We start from the raw sequence: 26637 nt of genomic DNA, 5'->3' as shown, positions 1-26637 counted from the left end.
GGCCACCGGCCACCCCAACCAAGAACCACCTGACTTTCAACACACAGAATACGAAAGGTTTATCACTATGCGACACACGGTGATCGGCAAGGCCACGAAGGCTCTTGTCACCGTTGTAGCCGCGGCGTTCGGAGCCGGCATGCTCGCCGGCCCAGCTGCTGTGGCCGCTGACACCCCCAACGGCAACATTGGTCTGCCAGACGGCGAGAAGGGCTCCATCACTGTTCACAAGTACACGGACGAGGTCAAATGGCTCAATCCTGACCAGAAGAACAACGGTACCGAACTCAGCGCCCCGGCTGATGCCAAGGTGCTGAAGGATGTTTCGTTCACGATCTACAAGGTCAGAGGTCTTGACCTGACCAAGGCGGAGTCTTGGACGGGCGTGAAGGAGGCCAAAGTAGCCGCCGGTGAGAACCCCCAGCAGCCCGAAAATGTGACTGTTAACGGCAAGACGTACCAGATCGACCGCGATAGTACGCGCACGGTGACTACCAACGAACGAGGCATCGCCGCATTCACCAACCTGGACCTCGGCCTCTACTATGTTGTTGAGTCCGGCATCGGCAACAATCCGATTACCAAGAAGGCCGCTCCCTTCTTCATCACGATTCCTTACGCCGCTCAGCAAGGCAACTGGAACTACAACCCGCACGTCTACCCCAAGAACACGGTCAACACGTCCGGTGAGAAGATTGCGGACACGACAGACACCGCAAAGGTTGGCGACATCATCACCTGGGACATCACGCAGACGCTTCCGGGCTCTGAGGATGGCTACACCGCAATCGGCGCAGTCGATCCGCTCGACACAAATCTTGCGCTTGCAAAGGCAGACAAGAGCGAGATCCCCTTTGATGGTTCTTCTGAGGAGGCCCTGAAGGAAGCCGTCTCCGTGATGATCGGAAGCGAAACGATTGATTCGGATCTTTTCACTGTGACCCCCGTTCCGGTGGCTGATGGTCGTCACGCCATCCGTGTTGAGCTGGTGAAGGGTGACGACGGAAAGATCTCGGATCCTTACCTGCAGGGACTGCTGGCGGGTACTCCCGTTGTCAAGATCTCCATCCGAACGATCGTCAAGACCATGCCGGCTAACGGCGAGGTTCCTAACACCGCGTACAAGATCATCAACGAATACGACCCATTCAACGCACCGGGCAACCCCGGAAACCCGGACAACCCTGGGGGCGAGACCCCGCCACCGGGAATCCCCACCGTGGAGACTCCGCGATTCGGTGACTACGCGTTCAAGAAGGTCGACGACACCACTGCTAAGAACGCGCTCGAAGGCGCTGTCTTCGAGGTCAAAGACGGGAATAAGGTCGTTGCTCAGGCAACCTCTGACAAGAACGGTTACGTTCACTTCACAGGTCTCTTCCTTGGTAAGCGCGCAGGCAATGAGCTCGTCGAGAAGGAGTTCACACTGGTTGAAAAGACCGCTCCTGCCGGCTACAAGCTCCTGACTCAACCGATCACCATCACTGTCAAACAGGGGGCCATCAACGTCGCAACAGATGCTGCTAAGTTCGGCCCCGAAGTTGTGAACGAAAAGTCTGACCTGCCGCAGCTGCCACTGACCGGTGCCGCAGGCAAGGTGCTCCTGACTCTCACAGGTGCCGCACTCATTGCTCTCGCTAGCGGAACCTACATGGTCAGCCGCCGACGCATGCGCAGTGAAATCTGACCTCGCGTCATGAGATAGCCGTTTGAGGCATCTATCGGAGGGGCGCTACCGCGGGTAGCGCCCCTCCAGGCACGCTCAGGTGAGTCTTTCCCCTTCGCACCCCATGACGACGAAGACTTCAAGGACAACACATGCGTAAGGTCCGTCAGAAACAACCTCAGAAGACACAGGGAAAAGCGCCTGTGTCGCTGGCTAGCCTGCTCTTCTTCCCCTACCTCACTGTTCTCCTGCTCATCGTGGGACTGAGCCTGCTGACGTATCCAACTGCTGCTTCCTGGTTGTCCCAGTACAACCAGACATCAATCACGAAGACCTACGAGAACTCAGTGCGCAATGCGATCCCCGACGGGGAAGAACAGCTAGAGGCAGCGCGCACGTACAACGCTGCCCTGTCCTCCGGTGCCCTCGTTGCGCGTAACGAACGCCTTCCTCAGGCAACAGGTAACCTCGACGAGATCACCACGGCGGACGGACGGACCTGGCGATACGAAGACATTCTCAGCGCGGGCAAAGAAAACACAATGGCTCGCATCAGAATCGACAAAATTGATGTCGATCTCCCGATCTATCACGGGACAACTGAAGAAACTCTTCTCAAAGGCGCCGGACACCTCAAAGGAACTTCCTTCCCCGTTGGTGGCACCTCCACTCGGGCGGTGATCACCGCACACCGGGGGCTGGCCAATGCGACGATGTTCACCGACCTCGACAAGATCGTCGTCGGCGACACTTTCACAATTGAAACCTTCGACCAGGTGCTCACCTATAAGGTCATTTCCACCGAAGTCGTGGAACCGGAAGACTCACAAGCGATCCGCGCCGAGGAAGGACGCGATCTCGTGACCCTTGTGACCTGTACTCCGCTGGGAATCAACTCTCACCGCATCCTCGTCACCGGCGAACGCATCATCCCGACACCCGCCAAAGACCTCGCCAACGCGGGTAAAGCATCGGATCTTCCTCGCTTCCCTTGGTGGGCAATCGCTTACGTGGCGGTTGTTGTTGCGGCAGTGGTCATTCTGGCGCGCCACACGCACAAATGCCGAAAATACGTGGCGGCGATGAAAGCGAAGACCACTGAGAACACGAGTGAAGATTCGTGATGTTAGTTGGCGAGGTAGGGCGCTGAAAGATACGGACGTTTTGCCCTGGGAAGCGCGGCAACGATCAGCGCGTAGGAATCAGTGATCAGTTCCCTAACGAATTGGGCGCTCATGTCGTCCCCAGCGGTAATGGAAATCCAGTGAGTTTTGTTCATGTGATAGCCCGGCTGAATCGACGTGTATGCCTGACGCAGTGCGGTGATGTCGTCTGGGGTGGCTTTGACGTTGATCAGCTGTTGCCCCTGGCGCTCAGTGGCAACCATGAACCATTTCTCGGCCACTCGCACGGCGGTCCATCCGGGAGCGAATGGACGTTCTTCAGCGCCGGGTAACTCCAGTGCGTGAGTGAACGCGACCTCGTATAGCTGTGCATCGTCCATGCATACGATTCTAGATTTCCCAGAAATATCGGTGGGACTGATCCCAACACACGGGATCTACTGCACCGGCGTTCGAGGAAACTGGCGGCCTCGCCCTCGTCCCCGCGCCTCGTCCTCGTTCCCGCTTCACCTGAGCTGACGACCTGAGTTGGCACGACGAATCCACGCTGGCCCCATAGTGAGCAGGTAGATCACGCCGAAAACTCCACCTTGGGTGAGCACGATCATGGCACCCGAAGCGGTATCTAAGTAGTAGCTCAGGTAGAGGCCGACGACGGTGCATATGCACGACATGAGCGGAGCGAGCACGAGCATTCGGCTCATCCGCTGTGTTAGCAACAAAGCGGTGGCCCCCGGTGTGATGAGCATCGCCACAACGAGAATGACACCGACAGTCTGGAGAGCGATAACGCACGTCAACGCCAACATGGCCAGGAGCAGAGCCCCGAGGAGCTGCGGGCGCAGGCCGATGGCGTGAGCATGAAGCGGATCAAAAGCATAAAGCGTCAGATCACGTTTCTTTACTGCAATCACCCCAACGAGAACAAGGGTAAGTACGGCAATCTGGATCATGTCAGATTGGCTCACCCCCAGAATGTTCCCGAAAATAATGTGATTGAGGTCGGTGTGCGAGGGCGTGACCGAAATTAACACAAGACCGCCGGCGAATAGTGTTGTGAAGACAATGCCGATGGCAGCGTCCTCTTTAATGTGGGATGTGGAACGCAGGGCACCGATGAGACCGACGGCGAGGAAACCAAAAATAGCTGCACCCACCGCGTAAGGGGCGCCCACAATATAAGCGAGGACGACGCCGGGGAGAACGGCGTGAGACACAGCGTCTCCCATGAGTGACCAGCCGACGAGGACGAGCCAACACGAAAGCAACGCACAGACGAAGGCGGTCAAGAGCGCCGTTGTGATTGCCCGCACCATGAAGTCGTATCTGAGAGGATCGAGCAGCAGATCCACTAGCCCGGAAGCGGCAAATGGCACCATCATTCCTTTCCTCCGAGAACATCAAGACCAAAGGCAGCTGAGAGGCTTTCAGGAGAAATAATTTCTTCCACATGCGCATGTTTGAGTACGCGATTCTTCAAGAGAACGGCCTCGTCAGCTAATTCGGGTAATCCCTGTAAATCGTGAGTTGAAACTGTGACGCAGGCTCCTTCGCGTGCAAGCTCGCGAAGGAGCCGGGTGATCATCGCTTCAGAGCGTTTATCAACTCCCGCGAAAGGTTCGTCGAGAAGCAGGATTGAGGCCTGCTGGGCGATGCAGCGAGCTAAAAAAACGCGCTTGCGTTGCCCGCCCGACAATTGCCCGATCTGACGGGAGGCGTACTCACTGAGTTCCACTCGTTCCAGAGCATCGGCAACCACACGGTGGTCAACCTGGCGTGCTCGTCGCATTGGCCCCAGATGCCCGTACCGTCCGGTCATGACGACATCGCGCACGGCGAGGGGGAAGTGCCAATCAACTTGCTCGCTTTGGGGCATGTACCCAACCATTCCCTGGCGTCGCGCGGTGGAAGGGTCGATACCGCCGAGCCTGATGGTTCCCGTCTGTGGACGAACACGCCCCACGATGGTGTTGAGGAGCGTCGATTTCCCTGAACCGTTGACTCCAACGAGTCCGCACACGCAACCTGAGTTCAAGCTCAGGCTCACGCGGTCGAGAGCCACGACATCGCCGTATCGAACGGTGATGTCATTGAGTTCAATCGCAGGATTCATTGGGTGTTCTCAGCGGTCAGAGCTTGGCGAATCACATCCACATCATGAGTAATGAGGTCAAGGTAAGTGGGAACTGGGCCGTCTGATTGTGAGAGTGAATCCACGTAGAGCGTGCCACCGAATTTTGCTCCGGTGGCCTCAACGACCTGCTGCATGGGCGCGTCCGACACCGTGGATTCGCAGAATACCGCGGGTATCTTATTCTCTCGCACGAACGTGATTGCGGAGGCAATTTGCTGGGGAGTTGCCTGTTGCTCTGCATTGACTGGCCAGATGTATTTCTCCTGGAGGCCAGCGTCACGAGTGAGGTAGGAGAAAGCCCCTTCGCACGTCACCAGGACCCTCTGCTGCTTGGGAAGTTTGTCCAGGGAAGTGGTGAGGGTATCGTGCACCTTCTGGAGTTTGGCCGCATATTCTTCAGCGTTTTTGTGGAAATCCTGGGCGTGTGCGGGATCGAGCTGCGCAAAAGCCTTCGCCATGTTCTTGGCATAGGTCTGCACGTTCAGAGGACTCATCCACGCATGCGGATTGGGCTTGCCAGCATAGGCATCTTCCGTGATAGGAAGCGGTGAAACTCCCTCCGATACAACGACATGTTTGGCGTGCGCGTCCTCGACAAATTTCTCGAACCACGATTCGAGATTGAGTCCGTTATCCAAGATCAGAGCCGCCGACGAAGCCTTGCGGATATCGCCAGGAGTCGGTTCGTATTCGTGGATCTCTGCGCCGGGCTTGGTGATGGATTCAACCTGCAAATGATCTCCGGCAACATTGCGCGCAATATCGGCCAACACGGTGAAAGTTGTGAGGACGACGGGGCGCTCAGAGCTTGTTCCTTGGCCCGCTTTGTCTGTTCCTTGACCTTTTGTCTGCGTGGGGCTGCACGCGCTTAATGCCACGACGCCTGCAAGCAGGAAAGCGACAATCGCCCACAGACGGTGATGGACGAGGCGACGGCGATGAGAGGCGAGTTGATGTGTCATCTGATTCCTTATGAGACGAAGTGGCGCACGTGGGTTTTCCTTGAGTGCGGCTGTAGCGGTCGTGATGAAGAGTGCCGTGGGTAGCTATGGGGTAGTTGGTGGCTACAGGTAGCGACAACTATGGGCACAGCAATTGTTCGGCAAGACGAACTTTAGTCTTCGGCACGACGATATTCAATAGGATGTTCGTCCTTGGTGGGAGTGGGTGCGATCTTGGGTGGCGGTGACTTTGGGTGGCTGTGACCTTGAGTGGCGGTGACCTTGGGGGATGGTGAGGTCTGGGTGAGTGTCGAGATGTGGTGCTGGCCCGGTGGTGAGAGGTTTGTCCGTACTGGCCCCGCGCAAATCGTCTGGTCAATCACCTGTAAAGGGTCACCACAATCACCACTGCATTCGAAATTAAAGCGGGACGCATTAGTTAATGTGATCAGTCAGGTAAAGGCGTGGCTCCGTGTCAAAAAGCAGGAATTATTGGCCATAACCGCGTTTTGATGTTTCTTCGCATTTTCTTACTCTTAAAAAGAAAATGTGAAATACTTCACAAAAGTTGCGGGGGGGGGGTGCATTTTACTGTGGACCCATCTGGTCGGGGTGAACACCCTGCCAGCAATATCCGGATGAAACACAGGAGATACACATGTCTGCTCGTACCCGAGTTGCCGCTGTCACCGCAGCTGTCGCCCTCATGGGCGCTTTCACTCTCCCAGCAGCCTTCGCTGCCGATGGTGACGATCTCAGCACTACCCCCAATGACAATAGCCTGGTTGCCGACACACCGAGCACCGACGGTGCAGTTGTCGCTCCCAATGCGACGCCTGAAGGCGCACCGGTTCCCGGCGTTGGCCCGAACACCGGCACCTTCTGCGGTGACGACACCACCACTGATGACTGCGGAGTGATCCACACTTCTACCCCTACTCCTGCCGACCCCACCCCTGGTGGCCGTCTGATCAACCCCGAAGTTCTCGCCCCGATCGTTGAAGGTGGCGTTGAGATTCCTGGTCCCGCTGAAACAGAGCCAGCTGCTCCCTCGGATACTGCTACCCCGGCTCCGGCCGCTCCTGCAGCCGCCAACTCAAAGGCTGGTGTTAACGGAAAGGCTGAAGGAAAGAAGGGTGGCATGGCTCTGGCACAGACCGGTACAACCGCTCTGGTGATTGGCGGATCAACTGCTGGACTCGTTGCTGCTGGCGTGGGCGCTCTGGTTCTTCGCCGTCGCTTCATCTGAGAATCGCTGATCGGTACATTGAGATGCTGACTCTCATTTCCCGTTAAGTTGATGCCGGCCCAAACGCCGGCTGGTGGCTCCTCCTGAGATTCGGGAGGGGCCACCAACTTTTTATACGTAAATTACGGCTTTATCGTTACGCGTCTTTCTTCCACTTCCTGATCTTGGTGCGAAATGTGGTAAACGGAGCAACCGTGTTGATATGCACCCACTTCCACACCGGCCAAGCCGACGGCGTAGAAGAGGCCCACGCGCGTTGTCCCGACTCAAACAACTCCGCCTCGGTCAAGCCGTTGACCAGCTGGACGACCTCGCCAAGTAGGACTCCGAACTGATCGATCAACTCTTGAGCAGGGGTTGTCTCCCAGCGCTGATAAAACGACTCGTACAAAGTGCCCAACTGATTCCACTTAATTCCAGGGGCGGGAGTCACTACTTCAGAGCCGGCCTGTTCCTTGCGCTCCCAGTCAAGCAGCAGCCCCATCCATCCAAGCTGGTAAGCGATCATCTGACGGGGCGTGCGATCCACCCCTTCAACCAGGCGATCCCAGCCATCATCAGGCACATGCGCGAATTCACCGATGAAAAGACCGCCGCGTTTAGCGATTTCCACAGCTAATTCGGTGCCGGACTCGTACGACCTCATTGCAACTCCCTCCCGCGAAGCGGCCTGAATTCACTCCAGGCTAGCGTGTTCGCCCTCGAAACCGCGCTCGACAACATCGCGTGGAGGGCCCGATGCACCCTCGTTCGAAGCCGTGCTCGACAACGGGGAGTGTAATACGTGTAAACGCGAAGTATCGCCGGCAGGTCAGGTCAGCGGTACCGCCAAGGCCGCGCGGGAAGTGTACCGACCCTCAGCCACGCCATAACTACCTTTCCGGTACTGCCAAGCCCGCGTGGGAAGTGCTTATCGACGGCGTGATTCCGCTTCGTACCTAGTTCTGACCATCGTGAAGAAAATTCAAAAAGTCTTTTTCGCTCATTACTGTAATAGGCGAGCCAGCTTCACGTAGCTTTGTGGCTTTCTGTAGCTTACGCGAACCGGTAGCGCCTTCCTTCCACGAGGCCGGATTAGGAATGCCCATGACTAAAATAGTGGTCTTTTTTGTCGTTGATTTTTCGCATACACCGCCCAGTCGCGTGACAAGCTCTTGCATGATCGATCGTTGTGCGGTCTCCATAGTTCCGGTGAAAGTGACGCGGTGGCCGTGAAGCGAGTTGGTGCCTTGGAATCTATCAAGCAATTCATCTAGCTCAACCTTGGATGACTGCGTGTAGACCCATTCGCGTCCATTTCGGAAATGCTTCTGACGGGAAACCGCCGGTCCTGTTGGAGGACATAACTCGTCAAGACGTTCGATGCCGAGTTCCTCTTGCATTCGGATAAAGATTTTCCCGCATGCCCAGGCGTCAGAACTTGCTTCGTGATGGTTGAAGACTTCATCTGGAAAATAGTGCCCAAAAATGTCTTCAAGTCCCCAAGAGTTCAGGTCGGGGAAGAGTTTTCTGGAAAGCCTGAGGGTGCAGTATCGCCGGTTCAGTAGAGGATTTTTCCGTAGAGACTGTCAAGGTCTGTGAGGACGTAGCCATCAAAGGCCATGTTATGAGCCACTAGGGGTAGGTCACCAATGAAATCAACGATCCGGGAATGGATCTGATCCCAAGAAGGTGCATTCACTACGTCGTCTTGAGTGATGCCATGAATCCACGTGTTAATTGGGCTGAAGTAATCAAGGGATTCGTGAGGGCGAAGCAGTGTGGAAAAGCGGTCGATTTCCTCGCCATGTTCATCAAACTTCACTAAAGCTACCGAACATGCAGAGCCTCGACGCTCGTTCGCTGTTTCGAAATCTAGAGAAGCAAAGGGGTTCATTGTCACGCGCTCCGGTTAAGAACAAACACTCAAAACACCGCTCACTTTAATCGATAGACGGAGGATGTGCTCATGTCTGAAGACTGATTTGCCTAGGGGCTTGTTTCGTTAGTGGGTTGCTAGCGCCAGGGCGGCGCTAGTCGCAAGCTACTCTATTCTGCCTCCTGTAGAGGACGTAAGCTGAGCTGGCCGTGCTGACGGGTGGTGCTCCTCCAATGCCCCAGCGGAGTGTTCCGAGTGTCGTTCCCAGAGACTGCTGACACTACCTTGCTTCGGAATGCGCTGCTAGAAGATCCTGCACCAACCGATCTGCATGCTCTTTCTTGCGCAAAGAACTCTTAACTGAGGCAATTCCAATGGTGAGATTTCGTTAAATAACCGCGTCGTCGTCCTCGGCCACCTTGCCCATGTCCTCCTCGGCAGGCAGAGTCTTTTACCCAGGAAGCCGTCCTGCTATCACTAAGGTGATCTGATAGCAGTAGGTAGGTGATGGCTAGCGTCATCGTGCGGAATTTGTCCGAAAGCACGCACCGAGCTCTCAAGGCTCGCGCGCACGAGCATGGCCGTTCGATGGAAGCTGAGATCCGCACCATCCTCAATGAGACTGTTGCTCGAGAACCTCACCGCGGCCTCGGTGCGCTCCTGACTTCGATTCGTCAGGAGGCAGGCGGATTCGATGTGGATGTAACGAGGGACTCTTCCATCTATGAGCCGGTAGACCTGTCATGATTGTGCTCGACACCAACGTGTTGTCTGAGCCGCTGCGACGTGATTCAGATCCTGCTGTTGCCCGTTGGCTTGACGCTCAGCATCCGCTGACCCTATACGTGACGACTCTAACCGTGGCGGAGCTGCGTGCTGGCGTGGAGGCCCTACCTGAAGGGCATCGGCGTGATCTTCTCCGGAAGCGGGTTGAGGACGAACTCATTCCGTTCTTTGCTGATCGTATCCTGCCGTTTGATAACCCAGCTTCGCGAGCCTGGGCGCGGCTCCAGGCCAACGCACATTCTCAAGGCCGGCCCTTGCCGGCGATGGATTCGCTCATTGCTGCCATCGCGAGCTCACGTAGGTATGCCTTGGCCACTTGCAACACCGCGGACTTTTCCACGACCGGAATCGAGCTCATCAACCCTTGGCGAGTAATAAGCTAGTTGTAGTGTTCCTGAGGGTAACCTCGCACTTCGGTGGTATATGTTTCAATGATGCGATGATGAGTCTGTATAACTCCGCTTGAAGGAGGAATGACCACAATGGGAAAGCGAACAAGGAGACTAATAGTCCTTCTAAGCGTTGGTGCTGTGTTGTGCGGCTGTTCGAACAGTGGAACCGCTATGCGTTCAGAGAGGATCATCCCCTGGACGGAGTATGAAGTATCAGGGGAGCGCGAACTGAATTTCACGGTGAATACGGGTGATCCTCAATGTTATGGAACACGAACCGTAGTTAAGGAAACTGGTCGTTCTCTTCAGGCAGCAATAGTTGAGGGTGTCCTGCCGGATGCACCTGAAACATGTACGGCAGTAGGGCTGATTAAAAATCTCACCGTTACCACCGAATCTGTAGCGCAAGATCTGAAAGTTCATCCTTTACCAGTCGAAGAAGTGGAACTGAATCCCTAGGTGTGCTGTTCCGGGGGGGCTCATCCAAAATAATCAACGAAATCTGCGAGGAGACGATTATGGATGCCAACGAGATTGTAGTTGAGGTGTTGCGGGGTGACGCGAGTGCGAAAACCGCGGCATTCAGTGCAAAACTGGTGCCGACTGTTGATCCGGGACGTTTCCTCGGGGTGAAAAGTGCCTCTATGAAAAAGGCCGCGAAAGCTCTGCTGGCAGGGGAGTTGTCGGTGGATGCCGCCGAATTCCGTGCTGCTGTGCCGCACCCCTATGTTGAGCTGGATATGATCCACGTTCACACGCTCAATGCTTTGCGGGACGTTGACCGGTGGCGTGGAGCCTGCGAGGAATTCCTGCCGTATATCGACAACTGGATGGTGACTGACGCCTTTGATCCGGTAGTGTTACGCGGAAAACGGGCCCTTGGTACTGACAGTGCTGCGAAGGTGATTGCTGTTGGGCGAGATTGGCTGGTCGGTGCGATTGCCGAGGACGATGGTCTGTGCGGGGATACTTACAGGGTCCGCGCTGGGGTGCTTGTGCTGTTGCAGGCGTTACTACATGGGCATTTTGCGTCTGAGCAGCTGGAGTGGGTGGCATCTGTGCGGCACCCGGATTACTACGTGAAGATGGTCGTGGGCTGGTATTTCGCGACTGCATTCGACAAGTTTGAGCAGGAGACGCGGCCGTTTGTGGAAGAGAACGGCCACTTGCAGTTGGAATCGCACCGTCTGGCTGTGCGCAAGATTATTGAGTCACGCCGGACGTCCGCTGAGAACTTGTGTTGGGCCAAAGCAAAGCGGGCAGAATTGCGGGAACTGGCAAAAAGTAGGTGACAATATATAGCTGCACGCGTTCCTGGAATGAATCCGCCTTTGGGTCAATCAACATCAGGCATACAAAAACACACTTTCAGAATCATGCTTGACACAGAAAGTCTTACAGGCTCCCCCACGCGCTCCCATGCCCTTAGCCACTTCGCACACGTCAACCGTGCGCTAGCCCTGATATTGAGAGCGAATTGATCGCCATGAGAGCGGCGACCATCGACACGCGTGAGTCCAGGACGCTGGCCTGCGGCGATCAAGGACTGCTCAAACCAACGGCGTATCCACTCCACCGATATCCCCAACTGTGGCGCAACCTCGGTGAATGCTTTCCGCTGCACGCACGACCCGCCCTCGGCCAGATTCAGCGTTAGTGTCCAACCGGGGCAATGCCTATTCCTTAAGCGCCAAATCGTTTGACTGAACCATCCGAGAACTCAACCCCAAACACTCTCCGGGCACTATTTCGCTGGCCTCTGTGCACTCTCCATAGCCTCTTAGCTGCGAGCTAGCGAACCTTGAGACCCCCTAGAGACCATGTTAAGGTTAGGCTTACCTAAGACTAATAGTGTGATTTTTGGAGGTTCCATGCCCCAGCAACTAACCGAGTCAGCCGCTCCCGCATCTGACTCCAGGCTCACGACGCGAGATCTCATCAATGGAGGAATCTTCTCCGCGCTCTACTTCGTCATCACTTTCGCAACCGGCATGATCGGCTTTGCGGGTCCGCAGTTCATGTTCGTGGGATGGTTCGTTGGCGCCCTCGCCAATGGAATTGTGCTGGCACTCTACGTCGCGCGTACACCCAAAATCGGTGCACTCACACTCCTTGGTGGCGTCAACGGCCTGGCTTTCATGCTGACCGGACACTATTTTTGGACCTTACTGGGTTGCCTTGTGTTAGGTTTCATCGCCGACCTGATCATCAATAAGACCACGTTGCCCGTCAATTGGGCTTTCCCAATTGCGTACGCACTGTTGTGCACGTGGATCACCATGCCATTCATGCCTCTCATTATTGACACCGCTTCCTACTACGGTGACATCGCAGCGCAGATGGGCCAGCAGTACGCGGACGCGATGGCTCAGATCTTCCAACCTTGGACAATCGGCGTCCTAGCAATCGGCGCGCTCGTTGTCGGATTTATCTCGGGAGTCGTGGGCGTGCGCGTGAGCCGCAAGCACTTTGAAAGCGCCGGGCTTCTGTGAGTGTAGACGTGGATCCGAAAAGGGTTGCCCACATGGATCCCAGGACCGTCTTACTCTCCGTCCTGCTGATCAACGCCCTTGCTCTCAGCTACGGTTCACGGCTTACGCTTCTGATCTGCATCACTTTCTGCGTCGCTGCCCTAGCGACGGTCAAACCCCGCTACGCCCTGATCTCGTTGCTCATCTTTTTATTCTTCTCCCTGGGGTACTGGGGTCTATTGCAGTTGCCTCCATCGAAACTCTTCGCCTTTAGCGCGGCGGTTTTCATGTGGTTTAGCCGCTTCACCATCAGCATGTCAATTGGCGCTTTCGCCTTGTTGGTGCTCACCCCCTCAACCCTCACCTCTGCCCTGCGCCGTATGCACCTGCCTGCCTGGGCAACGATTCCACCGGCCGTCTTCCTTCGCGTGCTGCCGATTATCGCCACCGAGGCTCGTGCGATTAATGACGCCCTCACGCTACGCGGCCTCCAACCGGGTCTCATAAGCTGGATCACGCGCCCAGCTCAGTCCTCCGCCATGCTGATTATTCCTCTCCTGGGCGCTGTGGTCCGTGTTGGTGATGAGCTCGCCTCCTCGGCCCTCGTGCGAGGACTGGGTGGACAGGCCTACCCATCGACAACGGTTGCGCTTTCCTTCAAGGCCGTCGATGCCGTGGCGCTCTTCGCCCTCACACTCGCAGTTGCCTCGGTCGTCGTTGGGCGGGTGATGTGATGCTCGTCCACGACATGACAGGTATTGAAACCCGCACGCATGTGACAGCAGAAAACTTGACGTTCACCTACGCGATGGGAGCCAAACGTGGAGACTACGGCGTCCAAGATCTGTCTTTCACTATCAACCCCGGACAGTGTCTGCTAATCACGGGCGATTCCGGCTCAGGTAAGTCGACCCTGATTAAACTCCTCAATGGCCTCATCCCCCATTTCCATCCCGGTGAGTTATCCGGCAGCCTCAGGCTGAACGACGCAGGGGTCGACTTTGTGCCGTCACAAGAGCCTCTCTCACGCGCGATTAACGTCAGCGCTTCCGTCTTTCAGAATCCGCGTACACAGTTCTTCACCGAAAGCGTCGACGCCGAACTTGCATTCGGTCTAGAGAACCTGGGGATGAACCCCGACCAGATCGAGCACAGAATCCAAGCCGCCGTCTCCTCGCTTGGGATCGAACATTTACGAGGACGACGCCTCGGGGAACTCTCCGGTGGACAGATGCAGGCTGTTGCATGTGCGTGTGCCCTGGTTAGCCCAGGTGGACTCATCCTGCTTGACGAGCCGAGCTCGAACCTTTCCAACGCCAGCATCACCATCCTTTCCACGGCTCTGACGCGTCTGAAAGACCTCGGTAAAACGCTCGTTATCGCCGAGCACCGCCTATTTTTCCTACGTGATCTGGCCGACCAGGTCCTCTACATGAAAGACGGGAAAATCGCGCGCACATTCAATGCCGATGACTTCTTCAACCTGAGTGAAGACGAACGGAAGGAGCTGGGTCTGCGTACTCTGCGTCGCCCAGCGGCGCGCCCTCGACCTCAACTCAGGCTCGACGCAACTCGTCGAGGACTGGACCTGCACGACGTGTGTTTTTCCTATGGCAAGAAAGAAATCATCAATATCGATCACGTTTCTTTCCCTGCCGGCACCATCACCGCACTCACCGGCCCCAACGGGGAAGGCAAAACCACGCTGGCTCGCATCATCTGCGGCCTATGCTCTCCGCGTCGAGGTGGCAGCGTCCGACTCAACGGGGTAGAGATGAAGAGCGCCGCGCGCCGACAAGTCTCCCAGCTGGTGATGCAGGATGTTGGTCGCCAACTCTTCGCCGCAACAGTGGAAGAAGAGGTCACGCTCGGGCTTTCCAAGGCGAAACGCGAGCGTATCGACGTGCCTGCGCTTTTGCGTCAGATGGAGCTAGATCACCTGGCCACGCGTCATCCGCAGTCCCTCTCGGGTGGGCAGCGCCAGCGTCTTGCTATTGCCGCAGCGGAGGCAGATGAGGGGCAGGTCTACGTGTTCGACGAGCCCACCTCTGGTGTCAGCTGGCGCCACCTCCAATCCATCTCCGCCTCCCTTCAAGCGCTGGCTCATGCCGGGGCGGTGGTCATCGTCATCACACATGACGAAGAAGTGATGGAATTCGCCGACTGCATCATTGCCTTGGACAACATCAACGGTAGTGATAAGAATCGAGAGACCATTGAATGAGGGTAAAGCGCCAACTGAAGCGACCCAACACTCGGGCAGCGTACAAAGCGGAACCGTAGGAACGGATGAGGACTTTCGCAAAAAACATCGAGCCGGACGGAACGCATTACACAAACTCCTCGCGCCCGTGCAGCCCATCATTTACGTCGGGCAGTTCCTGGCACTGATCTCTTCCGTCCTCGCCGTGGCACCCTATGTTGCGCTTGTCGCCCTCGGCCATGCACTTTTTAACCACGACATCGGACGAGCGACAACGATCATCCAGTGGCTCATCATGGCATTCCTGTCCCAGCTGACGCTCTACTTTGTGGCTCTCCTCATCACTCACTTTGCAGACGCAAAACTGGTCGGTATCAACCGCCGCCAGATTGTCGCCTCGATCTCGCGTGCCCCGCTATCGTGGTTTAACCAAACGAATTCCGGGAAAGTGCGCAAAGCTATTGAGGACGATACACTCACGCTCCACACTCTGATCGCTCACGCACCAGTGGAAAGAGTCGCCGCCGTCGTTACTCCGCTCACGATGCTCATCTACGCTTTCATTCTTGATTGGCGTCTCGGGCTTCTTTCGATCGCCACCATCCCCATCTATCTCTCTATTCAGGCATATTCCATGCGGAATATGGGGACGAAAACCGCCCAGATGGACGACTACCTAGGTCAAGTTTCCGCCACCGCAGTCGAATTCGCGGATGGAATTTCTGTGGTGAAAGCATTTGGAACAGTCGGCAAGGCTCATGAGCGCTATCGCGAGGCGGCTGCCCGCTTTGCCGATTTTTACTATGAATGGGTCCGACCGCTACTGCGGGTCAGCGCGGTATCTGAATCATCAATCGCAATCCCTGTCCTGCTGTTGATAAATATCGGCGGCGGTTCGCTATTGATTGCTGCGGGCGAGGTCGCCGTGGAAGAAGTCGTTGCGGCGACGCTCATCGCCCTCGTACTCCCCGGCACAGTTCAGACGATCGGCATGATGCTGTGGTCCTATCAGCTGGCCGGTAACGCGGCCTTACGCCTGAGTGAAGTCATGACGATTCCGCCTGTCGTCGAAGGAAACATCGAACTTGACCCCACCGTGCGCGAGGTGAGCGTCGAGTACCACAACGTGAGTTTCTCTTACGGGCCCGGTACGCCGGTCTTACGCGATTTTAGTGCGAGGCTCGCGCCCGGCACCGTCACTGCGCTTATCGGCCCATCCGGATCGGGCAAGTCGACTGCGGCAACCATGCTCTCGCGGTTCCAAGATCCCGACACTGGCACCATCACAATCAACGAGGTCGATATCCGCGACCTCACTTTCTCCAGCCTTTACTCCACCGTTGCTTTCGTGCTCCAAGATCCCTATCTCCTACGCATGAGCATTCGAGACAATATCTGCCTTGCGCGGCCGGACGCTTCCGATGAGGAGGTCTGGAAGGCGGCTGAGGCTGCACATGTCGCCGATGAGATCCGCGCATTACCACGTGGCTTGGAAACGGTCGTCGGCGTCGATACCGCGCTATCGGGCGGTCAGCGCCAACGTGTTTCGATCGCACGAGCCATCTTGACCGACGCCCCCATTCTCATTCTGGACGAAGCCACCACCTCAACCGACCCCGACTGCGAAGCGGACATCCAAGCAGCTCTCAATGAACTGGTTGTCGGTAAGACAGTGCTTGTTATCGCGCATAAACCTGAATCAATCAGAGGCGCAGACCAAATTATTGAGCTCGATATCATCAAGGATCGCTAATGTCTGAACAGAATTCGCCCGACATTCCCCAGGGTGAGAATCGGCGCTACTCGCGCCTGCGCGACCCCTTTCTCTTTCGCGGCCTCGCCACATTGCAAACTCCCGTCGGGCGTCGACTCGGAAGGCGCCATCTGACACTGGCTCTGGCAGTGGGGATTCTCGACGGTCTGGCAACCCTCACACTTGTTCCGCTGACGAACGCCCTCGCTAGTGGCACGTCCATTGTTCCGTGGCTATGGACGTTACTTGTCATCGCAGTGGCAGCCTTCGTGATGCGATTTTTTGCCACCATGTCTTCCTACCACACCGCGTTAGACTTCATCCGTACCGCGCACATGATCGTCGGAGACAAGCTAGCTTCGCTCCCTCTTGGATGGTTCAGATCGGACCGAATCGGCGGACTATCCCGCCTCGTCTCCGATCGCTTCATGGCCGCGGGCGAGGTAGTTGCCCACATTCAGGGCACTGTGTTTCGTGACGGCGCAGCGCTGATCACTGTGTTGGTGGGGGCGTGGTTTTGGAGTCCCCGGCTGGGTTTAACATTCATGGTCATCGCGCCTCTTGCATTCGGCGTCATGGAATTGTCCGGGTGGATCCGGGAGAAAGCAGCAGAACGCGCGTTGCCCGCAAGCAAAGAACTCTCGAGCCGCATCGTTGAATTCGCACACGCCCAGCCGGCCCTTCGCGCAGCTGGCCGCTGTGAGCATTTTGAGCCACTGCACAGTGCGTTGGAGGTGGATCATCAAGCACGCGTGCGTGAGCTATGGCAATCGACGTTCGCGTTGTTGCTTAACGGGGTGGTTGTTCAGTTCTTCCTCGTCGCATTCATCGTCATCACGGCTAGTCTTGCCGCGGACGATCTCCTCTTACCACTACAAACCATCGCTGTCATCGGCATCGGGTTGCGCTTCACCCGTTCGCTCGAACAGATCGGTGCCTCCTTCGTTGGCCTCGATGTTGCCCGTCTCGTCATCGCGGAATCAACGACTATCACGGACGCTCCCTCACTGCCTGAGCCTGCACACCCGCGTACCGGAGACGGTTCCGGTAGCGTTGAGCTTCGACACGTGACCTTTGGCTACGATGACAAGCCCGTCGTCAACGATGTCAGCTTCGTCGCACGTCCAGGAACCGTCACCGCCATCGTTGGTCCCTCCGGCGCGGGGAAAACCACCCTCACACGGCTCATTGCGCGTTTTTGGGATGTCGATTCGGGTGAGGTACTTGTCGACGGCGTCGATATTCGCACGCTTGGCACTGAACGTCTGATGTCCAGATTGTCGATGGTGTTCCAAGACGTGTACTTATTTGATGACTCACTCATCGCTAACATCCGCGTAGGCAGGCCTGAGGCAACTGACGCCAGCGTCTATCGCGCCGCTGAACTTGCAGGTGTGACCTCTATTGCTGAACGACTCGGGTGGGATACTCCTGTTGGGGAAGGAGGGCGCCTTCTTTCCGGTGGTGAACGTCAGCGAATATCTGTGGCTCGTGCCATCCTCAAGAAGGCGCCGATCGTGCTTTGTGATGAAGCGACTTCCGCACTCGATACTGAAAACGAAGCCAACGTGTTGGCCGCTATGGAGGCATTACGCGAACAATCCACCCTGATCGTCATCGCCCACAAACTCGACACTATTCGCACCGCTGATCAAATTGTGGTGCTCAGCGCCGACGGGCGGGTAAGCCAGGTGGGAACGCACGAAGAGCTTCGCAACCAGTCCGGAATATATCGCCGCTTCCTCGCTCGTCGTAAGGCCGCGCTCGGGTGGACACTGGGGGAGAGTTCCGACAGGTGACCCGTCCCTGGCGACACGCAAAACCGTACACGCAACTCGGCCAAGATTCCGCAGCCTCGGAGCGAGGATTCCTTGCAGGATTTCTGGACAGGGACCCGCACCGATACGATTGATGGCGTTGATAGCTCCAGAGCTTGACGGCCAAGGGAGGTGCGTCATGGGATCCCGATTAGGTGTGCTTGTGAAGAGCGAGGATGGTTGGGAGACGTACTACGACCACTGGGCAGCTCAAAGCATTGGCCTCGATATCGCGATCGATGGCGTAGAGGCAACTCTCGAGCGTGTGCGCAGCATGATGCCGATGGAAGTCAACACACCCCAGGAGTGGGAAGGAGCTACCTGGATCGAAGGCACTTTGCTCATCGACACGACGAAGAAGATCGTGGTCTGGGCCGAGGAGAGCGAATATCTCTACCTGCCGCGACTGATCAACTGGCTTGTCGAGCAGACTTGGCCGGGATGGACAGCAGTGTGGTCGGCTGAAGCTACCCGAGGAACTCTCCGTGCGGCAGGCGCTGACCCCACACCGATCTACCGCGACCTGAATTTTAATCTGAGGGTCTACGAGAGGACCCCTGACCTATACCCGTGGGAAGAGTGGCATGGAACCGACCCCATCACGGTGAAGCTTCAGGATGGTGAACTCGTGACTTGGCGTGCCTACGGATTCATGGACGACCTCGTCCATCTCGGCCCTGAAGGCGTTCGGAAACTTGCTGTCGAGGTTTCCTCGCGGATGCCGGTCGAATCCGCTGCCTGGGCCGAGACGATGGAGGATGACCTGCCTACGTCAGGTGTGTTCGTCGATTTCTTGTCGTCGACGTTTTCGTGGTGGTCGCTGTCAGATGAAAACATTTACCCCGAGGAGTTCGAACCGCTCTGGCCCGGTTGGGCTTTCGATGCGCACGGTGATGACTATCGGTGGCATGAGGAACTGACCGGCGAGGAATACCGGATATGGGAGGGCGATGTAGCCGAGTGCCGGGAGTGGTTTTCGAAGGCCTTTGAAGAAGGTCGTCGACCAAACCCGTTCGTCAGAATGGCTGAAGCTCTCGCTGACTACGGCGAAACCGTGCAACCACTAGGCACCGTGCTTGAGTTCAAACCTGCCCAGCGTCGTGGTGTCGCGACTGCGTTTGATCAATACTTCGATTCGCTCGTTGGGATGCGCTTGCCACCGGCACGCTTCATTGACCGACACGGTGTCATCAAACCACCGATCGACTAGTCCTTCATGTAGAAGCCGCACTCAGAACCATGCGAGCCCCAGACTGATGCTTGGGCCTTGACCGTAAACTCGGCCAGCTCATAGACCGTGACGAGGTGGAAAACGCTGAACAATCCATCAGGCGGTTACTCAACCAAGTAGCCTGTGACCGACTGACGAGTAAGGAACCTCAAATGATCGCCCCCAACCTGTCATGCGCACTAGGAAGACTCAACGACGGTCTTAACCGTTACCGTATTGCTCACGGCATTAGGGCGCATATGAGACTCCAGACGACCCGAGGTCCCAACGTGTGGAAAGGCTCTGGGGTTTCGTCACTGAGCTCTACCACGAAGTAGAGCGTGAACCATACCGCGACCAAGAACACTACGCAGCGCTAGAACTCAGAGTCATCCGAACGATCAGCAACTACCCAGACGAAGAACTTGTCAACGGCATGTTCGAATACGCACTCCGACGAACAGTTGACATGCTCCCAGAAGTCAAGCGAATACTTTGCCTGAAATAAGATTAAAGCGAGGCCCTGATCTCGGGCGTTCAGACAGAACCCTCGCGGGTTCGTCACGCGTTGAACCGGCTCATCAGCAAAGGCCAGCTCTTTACCTTCCTTGACTCCTAATGGCAGACCCCGATGCCCGCAATGAACAACCAGATCGAAAGAGGAACCAACGCGCCACTACGCCAGATGCTTCGCGACCATCGAGGTATGTCCCTGACCCGGAGAATCAAAGCGATCTTTTGGTGGTGCTACATGCACACCGACAACCCGATTCCCCCAGCCAAGATCCTTCAAGTCATGCCCACCGACAAGCAAATCGAGCTTGGACTCTCCACAGGCGCACGCGCCGGACAAGCAAGTCTGCGACGAATCATCACCGAATACATCCACTGGTGGAACACCCAACGAATCGTCAGCCGACTACACACCAGCCCACTAAAACGCCGACAACAATACGAACTCGCTGTCTAACAAACAGGGTTCAGTCCAGACCAACACATTCTGTCCTATAATCCCCACTTTAGGCCTATAGGTCACAATCGTCGGTTTTGTGAGGCGACTTCTCGGACATGCATAATAGCGAGTACCAGTAGCCTGAGAAACGGTAGTAGGTGACGTGCTCCAGAACGGTTCGCGCGAATGCCCCATCGTCGATGCGTACGCCTTGCGATCGCAGCAGAGCGAGGTGCTCGTCATAGGACTTGAATACAGTGGGTAAACGCTCAACCGTGATCGGTGCTCACCTCCGGTGCTAAGAAAATGAGGACCGGTCCTGGACCCCGAAGGGCGGAAGCAGCCGCGATGGTTACATTGTATCTGATTCGATATGTCCGAGGCAAGGGCCGGCTTGCCGTGGTGGAAATGAGCGTGTTGGGGGAGTGGTGTCTCGTAGGTTTTGAGTGCGTGATATTCCCTGGTATGAACACGGCAGTGGTTTCATGTATGGCACGTGTTGAGATGACGAACGGTTCAGGGTTGCTTACCGTAATGGCATGAAAGCCCAGAAAACTGGCGTGCTGGACCGGTTGTGAGACCTCTGGTTTGTCTAGGTCCTGTGCGAGGAGATACTTTACCAACGAAACGATTGGTCACCCGAAAATCTTGAATTCACACAGGGGATTGCCTCTGTTGATGTGACGGACATGTGTGGGAAAATCAACGGTATGACTGTCCTGAATGCAACTGTTGGCGATATTACAACCCAGAATGTCGATGCCATCGTCAATGCCGCGAACACTCGGATGCGCGGTGGTGGCGGTGTTGACGGCGCGATTCATCGGGCGGCGGGCCCCAGCCTTCTCGAAGAGTGCATTGCTCGTTTTCCCAACGGACTCGAAACAGGTAAAGCTGGATGGACGCATGGTTTCAATCTGCCTGCTCGATTCGTGATTCATACTCCAGGTCCAAATTATCGGGCCGGGCAAACGGATCAACGTTTGTTGGAATCCAGCTATCGGAATTGTTTGGCAGTGGCTGATGAGCTCGGCGTCGACTCCATTGCTTTCCCATTGATCAGCGCCGGGGTGTATGGATGGCCGAAAGAAGATGCGGTGAAGATTGCGGTAGATACTCTCTCCAACACACCCACTCAGGTCTCGCAGATCAGAATTGTCACCTTGGACGCACACATCCAGTCGACCGTGCAGGAACTCCTTACGCGTTACGCATAGCTGCTCCTACTCCTCGATGGCGGTGTTCTCTACGAGCGCGGATATGAGGGTCTACGCATCTGCCCTGGGACCAGCCCGTCTGGATTAATTTGACTATGAACAACATCGAGCTGATGACCTTCGGGTGCGTGCTCGACCTGCTCGACCTGGTCGATTGCTAGCTGATCGACACAGGCCGAGCTCAACCCGCCCGGCATTACTCCATCTACGACATCGCCCCGGTAGGAATTTAGGCGTTGCGACTTCGCGTGAATGATTCGATTCCGTAGGCGGCAATCTGACTGTCACCCCACCAGGCGAGGAACTCCTCGGCAGTTTCGCCGTTGTGCTCGATATCGAATGCGCAGTCAAACGAAGCGACAATTCCGTCGGTGGCTTCGGCTAGAGCAGCAGCGACGAGTCCATAACCAGTTGAGGCAACTGCCGGGCCGAAGGCGTTGCGGTACTCGTACCAGTAATGGGTTTGGGAAAGCACTTTTGCCAGCCGTTCCGGGGAAAGAAGATTCTCAAACTCTTCGACGATACCCCATTGGCCAAGATGTTCTGGATTCGAGTTGAACGGGTAGACGAGGTCTTCTTCAGAGATCCGATCTTCGTCCTCGACAGGCAGACAGCTAGGCCATGAGTTGGAGTCCCACACACCGTTGATCCAGTAGGCAAAACCCAACTCCATATCCGGTGCCCATGTGAGGTCCTTATCGACGTAATGGAATTCTTTTTGCAAACCCTCACGCGGGTAAAACGCTTTGACCTCGATGGTTGAGCCGACGTCGTGCCGATCGAGAAGCTCTTGGAATAGCTCCTGTGTGCGGACACGTGTCTGCTCAACAAGTGGAAAGAGGCTCATTGCCGGATACACGTAGATGGTTGTTGACATATTTCAATTCTACGGATATCCACCGACATTTTTTCGTCAAGGAGGTGTAGTTTTGCCTGACTTGAGTTTTGGACTCAAAACTGGCCAAGAGGGTAAACACCCTCGCAACATATTCGACAGCGGTGAACTCATGGCAGGGGCAACTATCCGGAATTTCCAGATAGTTCGATCCACAGGTTCCCGGCAGATAAAGCGCAGGATCGACCGCTTACCCTACTTGCTCATCCCCATTCCATCCTTTTGAGCCCGAACAAGCCGCTGACCTGTCGCTCCTGCTCTTTGTTCATGATATGGCCGTGGGTTGGTATTTCGCGACTGCCTTCGACAAGTTTGAGCAGGAGACGCGGCCGTTTGTGGAAGAGAACGGCCATTTGCAGTTGGAATCGCACCGTCTGGCCGTGCGCAAGATTATCGAGTCACTCCGGACCTCCGCTGAGAACTTGTGTTGGGCCAAAGCAAAGCGAGCAGAATTACGGGAACTGGCAAAAAGTAGGTGACAATAGATAGCTACGCACGCTCTTCTGGAATGAATCCGATTTCGGTGCAATCAACATCCTTTGTTGCTTCACCCAGCGAAGTAACGAGGATGTTGATTGCATCATCAGGGGCCTCACGTGGCTAAACCATCAGTGGTCGCATGTGGCGTTCTTGATTGTGGGGCACAGTTAGAGCCTTGGTCCAAAGCGCTCAATATTCTTCGCAATTATTCAACGCATCATGCCCGCCTGTTTACGCGAGTGTTCGACATAAAGCCGAAGATCACCGATGATTCCCGGATGCTGTCAGTTGAACACGTCTCGCATCGTGTATTCGGGCACATGAGCCTCATCTGGTACCTGAATGCTGCCTTGGATATAGGTAACGGCGCTCCTGATCTCGCTTGCGTTCTGGAAAGCTATTCGCCCAACCGTCGTGTTTCCTTCCAGCGCACAGGAGTACCTGGCAATTGGCGTGAACTTGACCTGGGATGCAAGCGGATCTTTCGGTGGGTGTATTCTCCTGAGCAACGACACTGTGACCCACGGGCGACTAGATCACGCGTCTCAGTTCCCCGCCCCCACGGGCGGTTGCCCCTGTGGCACGCGGGCGACCAGATCACGCGCACAGAAGTAGCGTGGTGTGGCCGGTGGAGTAGACGAGGACGAGGCTCAGGAGTAATCGGAAAACTCTCAGTGGAAAAAGGAGCTTTGACCTGCTTATATGTGCAGAGTGTGTGATGATTCCTGTCGCAGTGATCTTTGATCGCCTTATTCGTGTTGGTGTATCCCAGCGCGGTGGCGGCGTCCTTTGCGTAGATGTAGATGGTCTCGCCGTCAATGATGGTGCGCAGGTTGTCGAAGTCCGGGTGGGTGCACAGGTTCAGACTGCCGCTCATGTTAAGCCGCCTTCCTGAGAGGCGTCCCGGCGATGCACCGTGCAGCGCACTCGTCCTCTCAGGCCCTAGGCGGTGAGAGACAGCGGTTGATAACCTCTCAGTGTGATACCCGGTGCGCTCATTGCGAAAGTGCCGTCCTGAGCGGCTCTCATGGGGTAACGACCCGGTGTCGTCAAGTGAGCCCCTTGTGCTTGGCGTTCACCGATACGTATTCGATGCGTGCCACAAGCGGACGGGATGGTGGATCCACGCGTGCCGAGTTGACGGCTGGTATGGGTTTGCGGGACCGAGCGGAGCGGAGTTGTCGAGACTGAGGGACCAGAGCTACCATAGAGTTAACCGTTCAGCCCGCTACTCCCTTGGAGTAGACGGGCTGGATTTCTATCTGGAGGACGATGCATGGGACCTCAGGTCAAGCAACCAACCACGCTTGAGGAGCAGCTCGAGCTTCTATCCAAACGCGGCATGGCTCTTGATGAGCCCCTTGCCCGGCAGTGGCTGTCAAACGTTTCGTACTACAGGCTGTCTGGCTATTGGTACCCCTACCGCGTCCTACCAGAAAGCGCTGATCCAAAGGATCCAGTTCGATTAGATGACTTCGTTGAAGACACATCATTTTGCGAGGTCGCTGCCCTATACGAGTTTGACCGCAAACTGCGTGCTCTGGTGCATGATGGGATCGAGCGCATCGAAGTTGCTCTGCGCACTCGAGTTGGCGAGTGGATTACGCAATATGGTGCGTTGGCTTATCGTGAACCATCGTTGTTCCGTGAAGGATTCGATCACGTTGCTTGGCTTGCAAGAGTTTATGGTCGAGTTGTGCGAGCAAAGTCAAGCAATGCAGCAATTCGTCACTATGTGAACAAGTACGGGCAGTACCCGTTCTGGGTAGTGGCTGAGGTGCTGGATTTTTCAGATGTATCCCTTTTATTTGATGGATTACCTGCTGATGCCCAACACCGTATTTCTGCTAGCCTCGGATTCGATGTAAATGCTGATCAGCTCAACTCGAAGCAGAAGAAAAGCTATTACGATAGGGATCCCCTTGTGCGTTGGTGCGAGCAGTTGACTGTTGTGCGCAACGTTTGCGCCCATCATGCCCGCCTGTTCAACAGGCATCTCACGCCAGCATCAACGAACGCTTTCCGCACCATTACTGCTCTCTCGTCGCTACCGGATGGGCAGAGCGACAAACTTTATGGGGCTCTACTGGTTATGGCATTCATGCTCCGCACTATATCGCCGGGCACAACATGGCCGTCAAAGCTCACAGGCTTGATTCAAAAGGATTTCGAGAATCTCAGCCTACGCAGTATCACTGAAATGGGGTTCCCTGACAATTGGGAAGTCAGCCTAGATACCCCTCATCGCTCCTATTCCTTCATGTAGAAGTCGCACTCGTAGCCGTCTGCATCAAGTGCTAGGCCGTCTGCCCAGGTGGCCGGCTGGGTCATGAGCGCCACGATCTCCTTCACGGGGGAGCCGATTACGGGTTCGTCGACGACGATCTCGTCGTGCATGTGCATGACGATCCGGTGCCCGGCTGCATCGACTTGGTGCATGGCATTCGTGAGCAGATCCCTGGCGGTTGCTTGGATGAGATTCTCGGTGAGCTTGCCGCCGTAGGTTTCGATCGGGACACCGAACATCCTGCTCGCGGTGAGGCGGCGAGCTGCGTGGGTGAAAATGTTTTGAGGTCCAGGGAGGGCGTGTGTATTGATGTTCTATCTATAGACCAATGGTGGTCACGGTGGATCCCAAACGCAAGGTGGGTGCATCGCTGGACAGAGGGGATGCATCTATGGAGGCCAGTGGGTGCAGGGTTCGGCCACGTGGGTGCAGGTTATTTGCGAAAACGATGAAGCCCCAGGTAGGTGGCATCTGGGCGAGAGGTATATATGGCTGAGTGGGGACGTGCCGTCGTTACTTCGTCTCACCTTGGGTTTCGGGACCTTCGAGGCCGAGGCCGTCGTGGTCTTGGCAGCCTTGGAGTACTTGTCACCACATATGACGTCAGATGCAGCACTCACACCCTTGGCTTTAGTGTGACGAGAACTTACCAACTCGGTTTACCTTGCCTCTACCGGCTCAATTCGTCCTTCTCGGCGAATTCCTTTCAGCTGTTCCGCCTATACTGGCTGGCAATGTGAGTCACAGTGACTGGTGTGTCTACACCAGTGGATGAGTTAGATTTCAACGGCAGAGAAGTTTCCCGAACACACCGGGGCGAAGGAGGCGAAGTGGCTAGCCCTGTTGCTTTCCGGTACGCCCTCGGGCTGCTGTTACAGGACCCACTCAAGGGCCACTATGACTACCTTGAAGGGGGCTACGAACCAGGTGAAAGCCCAATGAGTAGTCGTTTCAGCACGCTCAAGATCAGTTACAAACCTTTGTGGAAAACGCGTCTCGACAAAGGTATGAGGAAACAGGATCTCCGAGAGCAAGCGAGAATCTCTGCCTCGACAATCGCAAGGCTTGGCCGCGATGAGAATGTCGCAACCGCGGTGCTTGTGCGTATGTGTGAAGCATTGCACTGCCAGCGGCTGGACATCGTCGGACTGGTTCCATGTACTCAATCGTCGCGACAAGAAGACTAAAAGGTTTGGATGACG

28 protein-coding genes and 1 pseudogene are annotated in these 26637 nt (G+C 55.9%); 19 read left to right on the top strand and 10 right to left on the bottom strand.

Going from position 1 to position 26637, the window contains the following annotated elements; genetic code table 11:
* Window positions 1-67: 67 nt before the first annotated feature.
* Window positions 68-1687 carry a SpaH/EbpB family LPXTG-anchored major pilin gene (locus G7Y41_RS06315; RefSeq protein ID WP_165316302.1) on the top strand — a complete coding sequence of 540 codons (1620 nt, stop codon included), beginning with the start codon at window positions 68-70 and terminating at the stop codon, window positions 1685-1687.
* A 131-nt stretch (window positions 1688-1818) separates the two neighbouring features.
* Window positions 1819-2790: a class C sortase gene (locus G7Y41_RS06310; RefSeq protein WP_165316303.1), complete on the top strand. Its 972-nt coding sequence runs from the start codon at window positions 1819-1821 to the stop codon at window positions 2788-2790.
* A 2-nt stretch (window positions 2791-2792) separates the two neighbouring features.
* On the opposite strand, the gene G7Y41_RS06305 is transcribed toward G7Y41_RS06310, so the two are convergent.
* The 4 genes from G7Y41_RS06305 to G7Y41_RS06290 all read right to left on the bottom strand — a co-directional run bounded on the left by G7Y41_RS06305 (window position 2793) and on the right by G7Y41_RS06290 (window position 5886).
* Window positions 2793-3170 carry an MmcQ/YjbR family DNA-binding protein gene (locus G7Y41_RS06305; RefSeq protein WP_165316304.1) on the bottom strand — a complete coding sequence of 126 codons (378 nt, stop codon included), beginning with the start codon at window positions 3168-3170 and terminating at the stop codon, window positions 2793-2795.
* Window positions 3171-3296: 126 nt separating this feature from the next.
* The gene (locus tag G7Y41_RS06300) at window positions 3297-4172 is read right to left on the bottom strand and encodes a metal ABC transporter permease (protein ID WP_231367251.1); all 876 of its coding nucleotides are present in this window, start codon (window positions 4170-4172) and stop codon (window positions 3297-3299) included.
* A complete protein-coding gene (locus G7Y41_RS06295; RefSeq protein ID WP_165316305.1) occupies window positions 4169-4903 on the bottom strand; it encodes a metal ABC transporter ATP-binding protein in 735 nt (244 codons plus the stop codon). The genes G7Y41_RS06300 and G7Y41_RS06295 overlap by 4 nt, the downstream gene beginning before the upstream one ends.
* On the bottom strand, window positions 4900-5886 hold the full coding sequence (locus G7Y41_RS06290; protein WP_165316306.1) for a metal ABC transporter substrate-binding protein: 987 nt from the start codon (window positions 5884-5886) through the stop codon (window positions 4900-4902). The genes G7Y41_RS06295 and G7Y41_RS06290 overlap by 4 nt, the downstream gene beginning before the upstream one ends.
* A gap of 637 nt (window positions 5887-6523) precedes the next feature.
* Here G7Y41_RS06290 and G7Y41_RS06285 point away from each other — a divergent pair.
* Window positions 6524-7114 carry a hypothetical protein gene (locus G7Y41_RS06285; protein WP_165215841.1) on the top strand — a complete coding sequence of 197 codons (591 nt, stop codon included), beginning with the start codon at window positions 6524-6526 and terminating at the stop codon, window positions 7112-7114.
* A gap of 136 nt (window positions 7115-7250) precedes the next feature.
* Here G7Y41_RS06285 and G7Y41_RS06280 read toward each other — a convergent pair whose 3' ends face one another.
* The 3 genes from G7Y41_RS06280 to G7Y41_RS10075 all read right to left on the bottom strand — a co-directional run bounded on the left by G7Y41_RS06280 (window position 7251) and on the right by G7Y41_RS10075 (window position 8918).
* Entirely contained in the window at window positions 7251-7760 is a 510-nt protein-coding gene (locus tag G7Y41_RS06280; RefSeq protein ID WP_165215839.1) for a ClbS/DfsB family four-helix bundle protein, read from the bottom strand.
* Between the two features lie 292 nt (window positions 7761-8052).
* A complete protein-coding gene (locus tag G7Y41_RS10080; RefSeq protein WP_231367250.1) occupies window positions 8053-8496 on the bottom strand; it encodes a BRCT domain-containing protein in 444 nt (147 codons plus the stop codon).
* 158 nt (window positions 8497-8654) lie between these two features.
* Window positions 8655-8918 (bottom strand): exonuclease domain-containing protein, encoded by a 264-nt coding sequence (locus G7Y41_RS10075; RefSeq protein ID WP_231367249.1) that lies wholly within the window; start codon window positions 8916-8918, stop codon window positions 8655-8657.
* A gap of 561 nt (window positions 8919-9479) precedes the next feature.
* On the opposite strand from G7Y41_RS10075, the gene G7Y41_RS06270 reads away from it, so the two are divergent.
* The 13 genes and pseudogenes from G7Y41_RS06270 (at window position 9480) to G7Y41_RS06215 (ending at window position 21773) form a co-directional block, all read left to right on the top strand.
* A complete protein-coding gene (locus tag G7Y41_RS06270) occupies window positions 9480-9719 on the top strand; it encodes a FitA-like ribbon-helix-helix domain-containing protein (protein ID WP_165215834.1) in 240 nt (79 codons plus the stop codon).
* Window positions 9716-10141, top strand: coding sequence for a type II toxin-antitoxin system VapC family toxin (locus G7Y41_RS06265; RefSeq protein ID WP_165215831.1), 426 nt, complete (start codon window positions 9716-9718; stop codon window positions 10139-10141). The genes G7Y41_RS06270 and G7Y41_RS06265 overlap by 4 nt, the downstream gene beginning before the upstream one ends.
* Window positions 10142-10321: 180 nt before the next feature.
* On the top strand, window positions 10322-10609 hold the full coding sequence (locus tag G7Y41_RS06260; protein WP_231367248.1) for a hypothetical protein: 288 nt from the start codon (window positions 10322-10324) through the stop codon (window positions 10607-10609).
* A gap of 59 nt (window positions 10610-10668) precedes the next feature.
* Entirely contained in the window at window positions 10669-11442 is a 774-nt protein-coding gene (locus G7Y41_RS06255; RefSeq protein WP_165316307.1) for a DNA alkylation repair protein, read from the top strand.
* A 579-nt stretch (window positions 11443-12021) separates the two neighbouring features.
* Window positions 12022-12642 (top strand): MptD family putative ECF transporter S component, encoded by a 621-nt coding sequence (locus G7Y41_RS06250; RefSeq protein ID WP_196819472.1) that lies wholly within the window; start codon window positions 12022-12024, stop codon window positions 12640-12642.
* A 32-nt stretch (window positions 12643-12674) separates the two neighbouring features.
* Window positions 12675-13355 (top strand): energy-coupling factor transporter transmembrane component T family protein, encoded by a 681-nt coding sequence (locus G7Y41_RS06245; protein WP_165215823.1) that lies wholly within the window; start codon window positions 12675-12677, stop codon window positions 13353-13355.
* Window positions 13355-14845, top strand: a complete 1491-nt coding sequence (locus tag G7Y41_RS06240; protein ID WP_231367247.1) for an ABC transporter ATP-binding protein — start codon at window positions 13355-13357, stop codon at window positions 14843-14845. Before G7Y41_RS06245 ends, G7Y41_RS06240 begins: the two co-directional genes overlap by 1 nt.
* Before the next feature lie 127 nt (window positions 14846-14972).
* On the top strand, window positions 14973-16577 hold the full coding sequence (locus tag G7Y41_RS06235; RefSeq protein WP_165316308.1) for an ABC transporter ATP-binding protein: 1605 nt from the start codon (window positions 14973-14975) through the stop codon (window positions 16575-16577).
* On the top strand, window positions 16577-18376 hold the full coding sequence (locus G7Y41_RS06230; protein ID WP_165316309.1) for an ABC transporter ATP-binding protein: 1800 nt from the start codon (window positions 16577-16579) through the stop codon (window positions 18374-18376). The genes G7Y41_RS06235 and G7Y41_RS06230 overlap by 1 nt, the downstream gene beginning before the upstream one ends.
* Before the next feature lie 157 nt (window positions 18377-18533).
* Complete coding sequence (locus G7Y41_RS06225) at window positions 18534-19604, top strand: hypothetical protein (protein WP_165316310.1); 1071 nt, start codon at window positions 18534-18536, stop codon at window positions 19602-19604.
* Window positions 19605-20172: 568 nt separating this feature from the next.
* A pseudogene (locus tag G7Y41_RS10070) lies at window positions 20173-20421 on the top strand (hypothetical protein); the annotation flags it as partial.
* Window positions 20401-20574, top strand: coding sequence for an IS3 family transposase (locus G7Y41_RS10065; RefSeq protein ID WP_231367409.1), 174 nt, complete (start codon window positions 20401-20403; stop codon window positions 20572-20574). The pseudogene G7Y41_RS10070 and the gene G7Y41_RS10065, both read left to right, overlap by 21 nt.
* Window positions 20575-21266: 692 nt before the next feature.
* A complete protein-coding gene (locus G7Y41_RS06215; protein ID WP_165316311.1) occupies window positions 21267-21773 on the top strand; it encodes an O-acetyl-ADP-ribose deacetylase in 507 nt (168 codons plus the stop codon).
* A 229-nt stretch (window positions 21774-22002) separates the two neighbouring features.
* Here G7Y41_RS06215 and G7Y41_RS06210 read toward each other — a convergent pair whose 3' ends face one another.
* Together G7Y41_RS06210 and G7Y41_RS10240 are read right to left on the bottom strand one after the other, a co-directional pair.
* The gene (locus tag G7Y41_RS06210; RefSeq protein ID WP_165316312.1) at window positions 22003-22650 is read right to left on the bottom strand and encodes a hypothetical protein; all 648 of its coding nucleotides are present in this window, start codon (window positions 22648-22650) and stop codon (window positions 22003-22005) included.
* Between the two features lie 895 nt (window positions 22651-23545).
* Entirely contained in the window at window positions 23546-23920 is a 375-nt protein-coding gene (locus tag G7Y41_RS10240) for a hypothetical protein (protein WP_503632184.1), read from the bottom strand.
* On the opposite strand from G7Y41_RS10240, the gene G7Y41_RS10060 reads away from it, so the two are divergent.
* Window positions 23867-24043, top strand: coding sequence for a hypothetical protein (locus tag G7Y41_RS10060; RefSeq protein WP_231367246.1), 177 nt, complete (start codon window positions 23867-23869; stop codon window positions 24041-24043). The two genes, G7Y41_RS10240 and G7Y41_RS10060, sit on opposite strands and share 54 nt — an antisense overlap.
* Window positions 24044-24424: 381 nt before the next feature.
* Window positions 24425-25414: an Abi family protein gene (locus tag G7Y41_RS06200; RefSeq protein ID WP_165316314.1), complete on the top strand. Its 990-nt coding sequence runs from the start codon at window positions 24425-24427 to the stop codon at window positions 25412-25414.
* Here G7Y41_RS06200 and G7Y41_RS06195 read toward each other — a convergent pair.
* Window positions 25399-25674 carry a DNA polymerase family A protein gene (locus G7Y41_RS06195; protein WP_196819469.1) on the bottom strand — a complete coding sequence of 92 codons (276 nt, stop codon included), beginning with the start codon at window positions 25672-25674 and terminating at the stop codon, window positions 25399-25401. The two genes, G7Y41_RS06200 and G7Y41_RS06195, sit on opposite strands and share 16 nt — an antisense overlap.
* 699 nt (window positions 25675-26373) lie before the next feature.
* Here G7Y41_RS06195 and G7Y41_RS06190 point away from each other — a divergent pair.
* A complete protein-coding gene (locus tag G7Y41_RS06190; protein WP_165316325.1) occupies window positions 26374-26622 on the top strand; it encodes a helix-turn-helix domain-containing protein in 249 nt (82 codons plus the stop codon).
* Window positions 26623-26637: the final 15 nt, after the last annotated feature.

The organism is Schaalia sp. ZJ405, from assembly GCF_011038885.2.
Lineage (GTDB): Bacteria > Actinomycetota > Actinomycetes > Actinomycetales > Actinomycetaceae > Pauljensenia.
The sequence above is the reverse complement of the archived record's forward strand: the minus strand, read 5'-3'. Positions and strand labels throughout refer to the sequence as shown.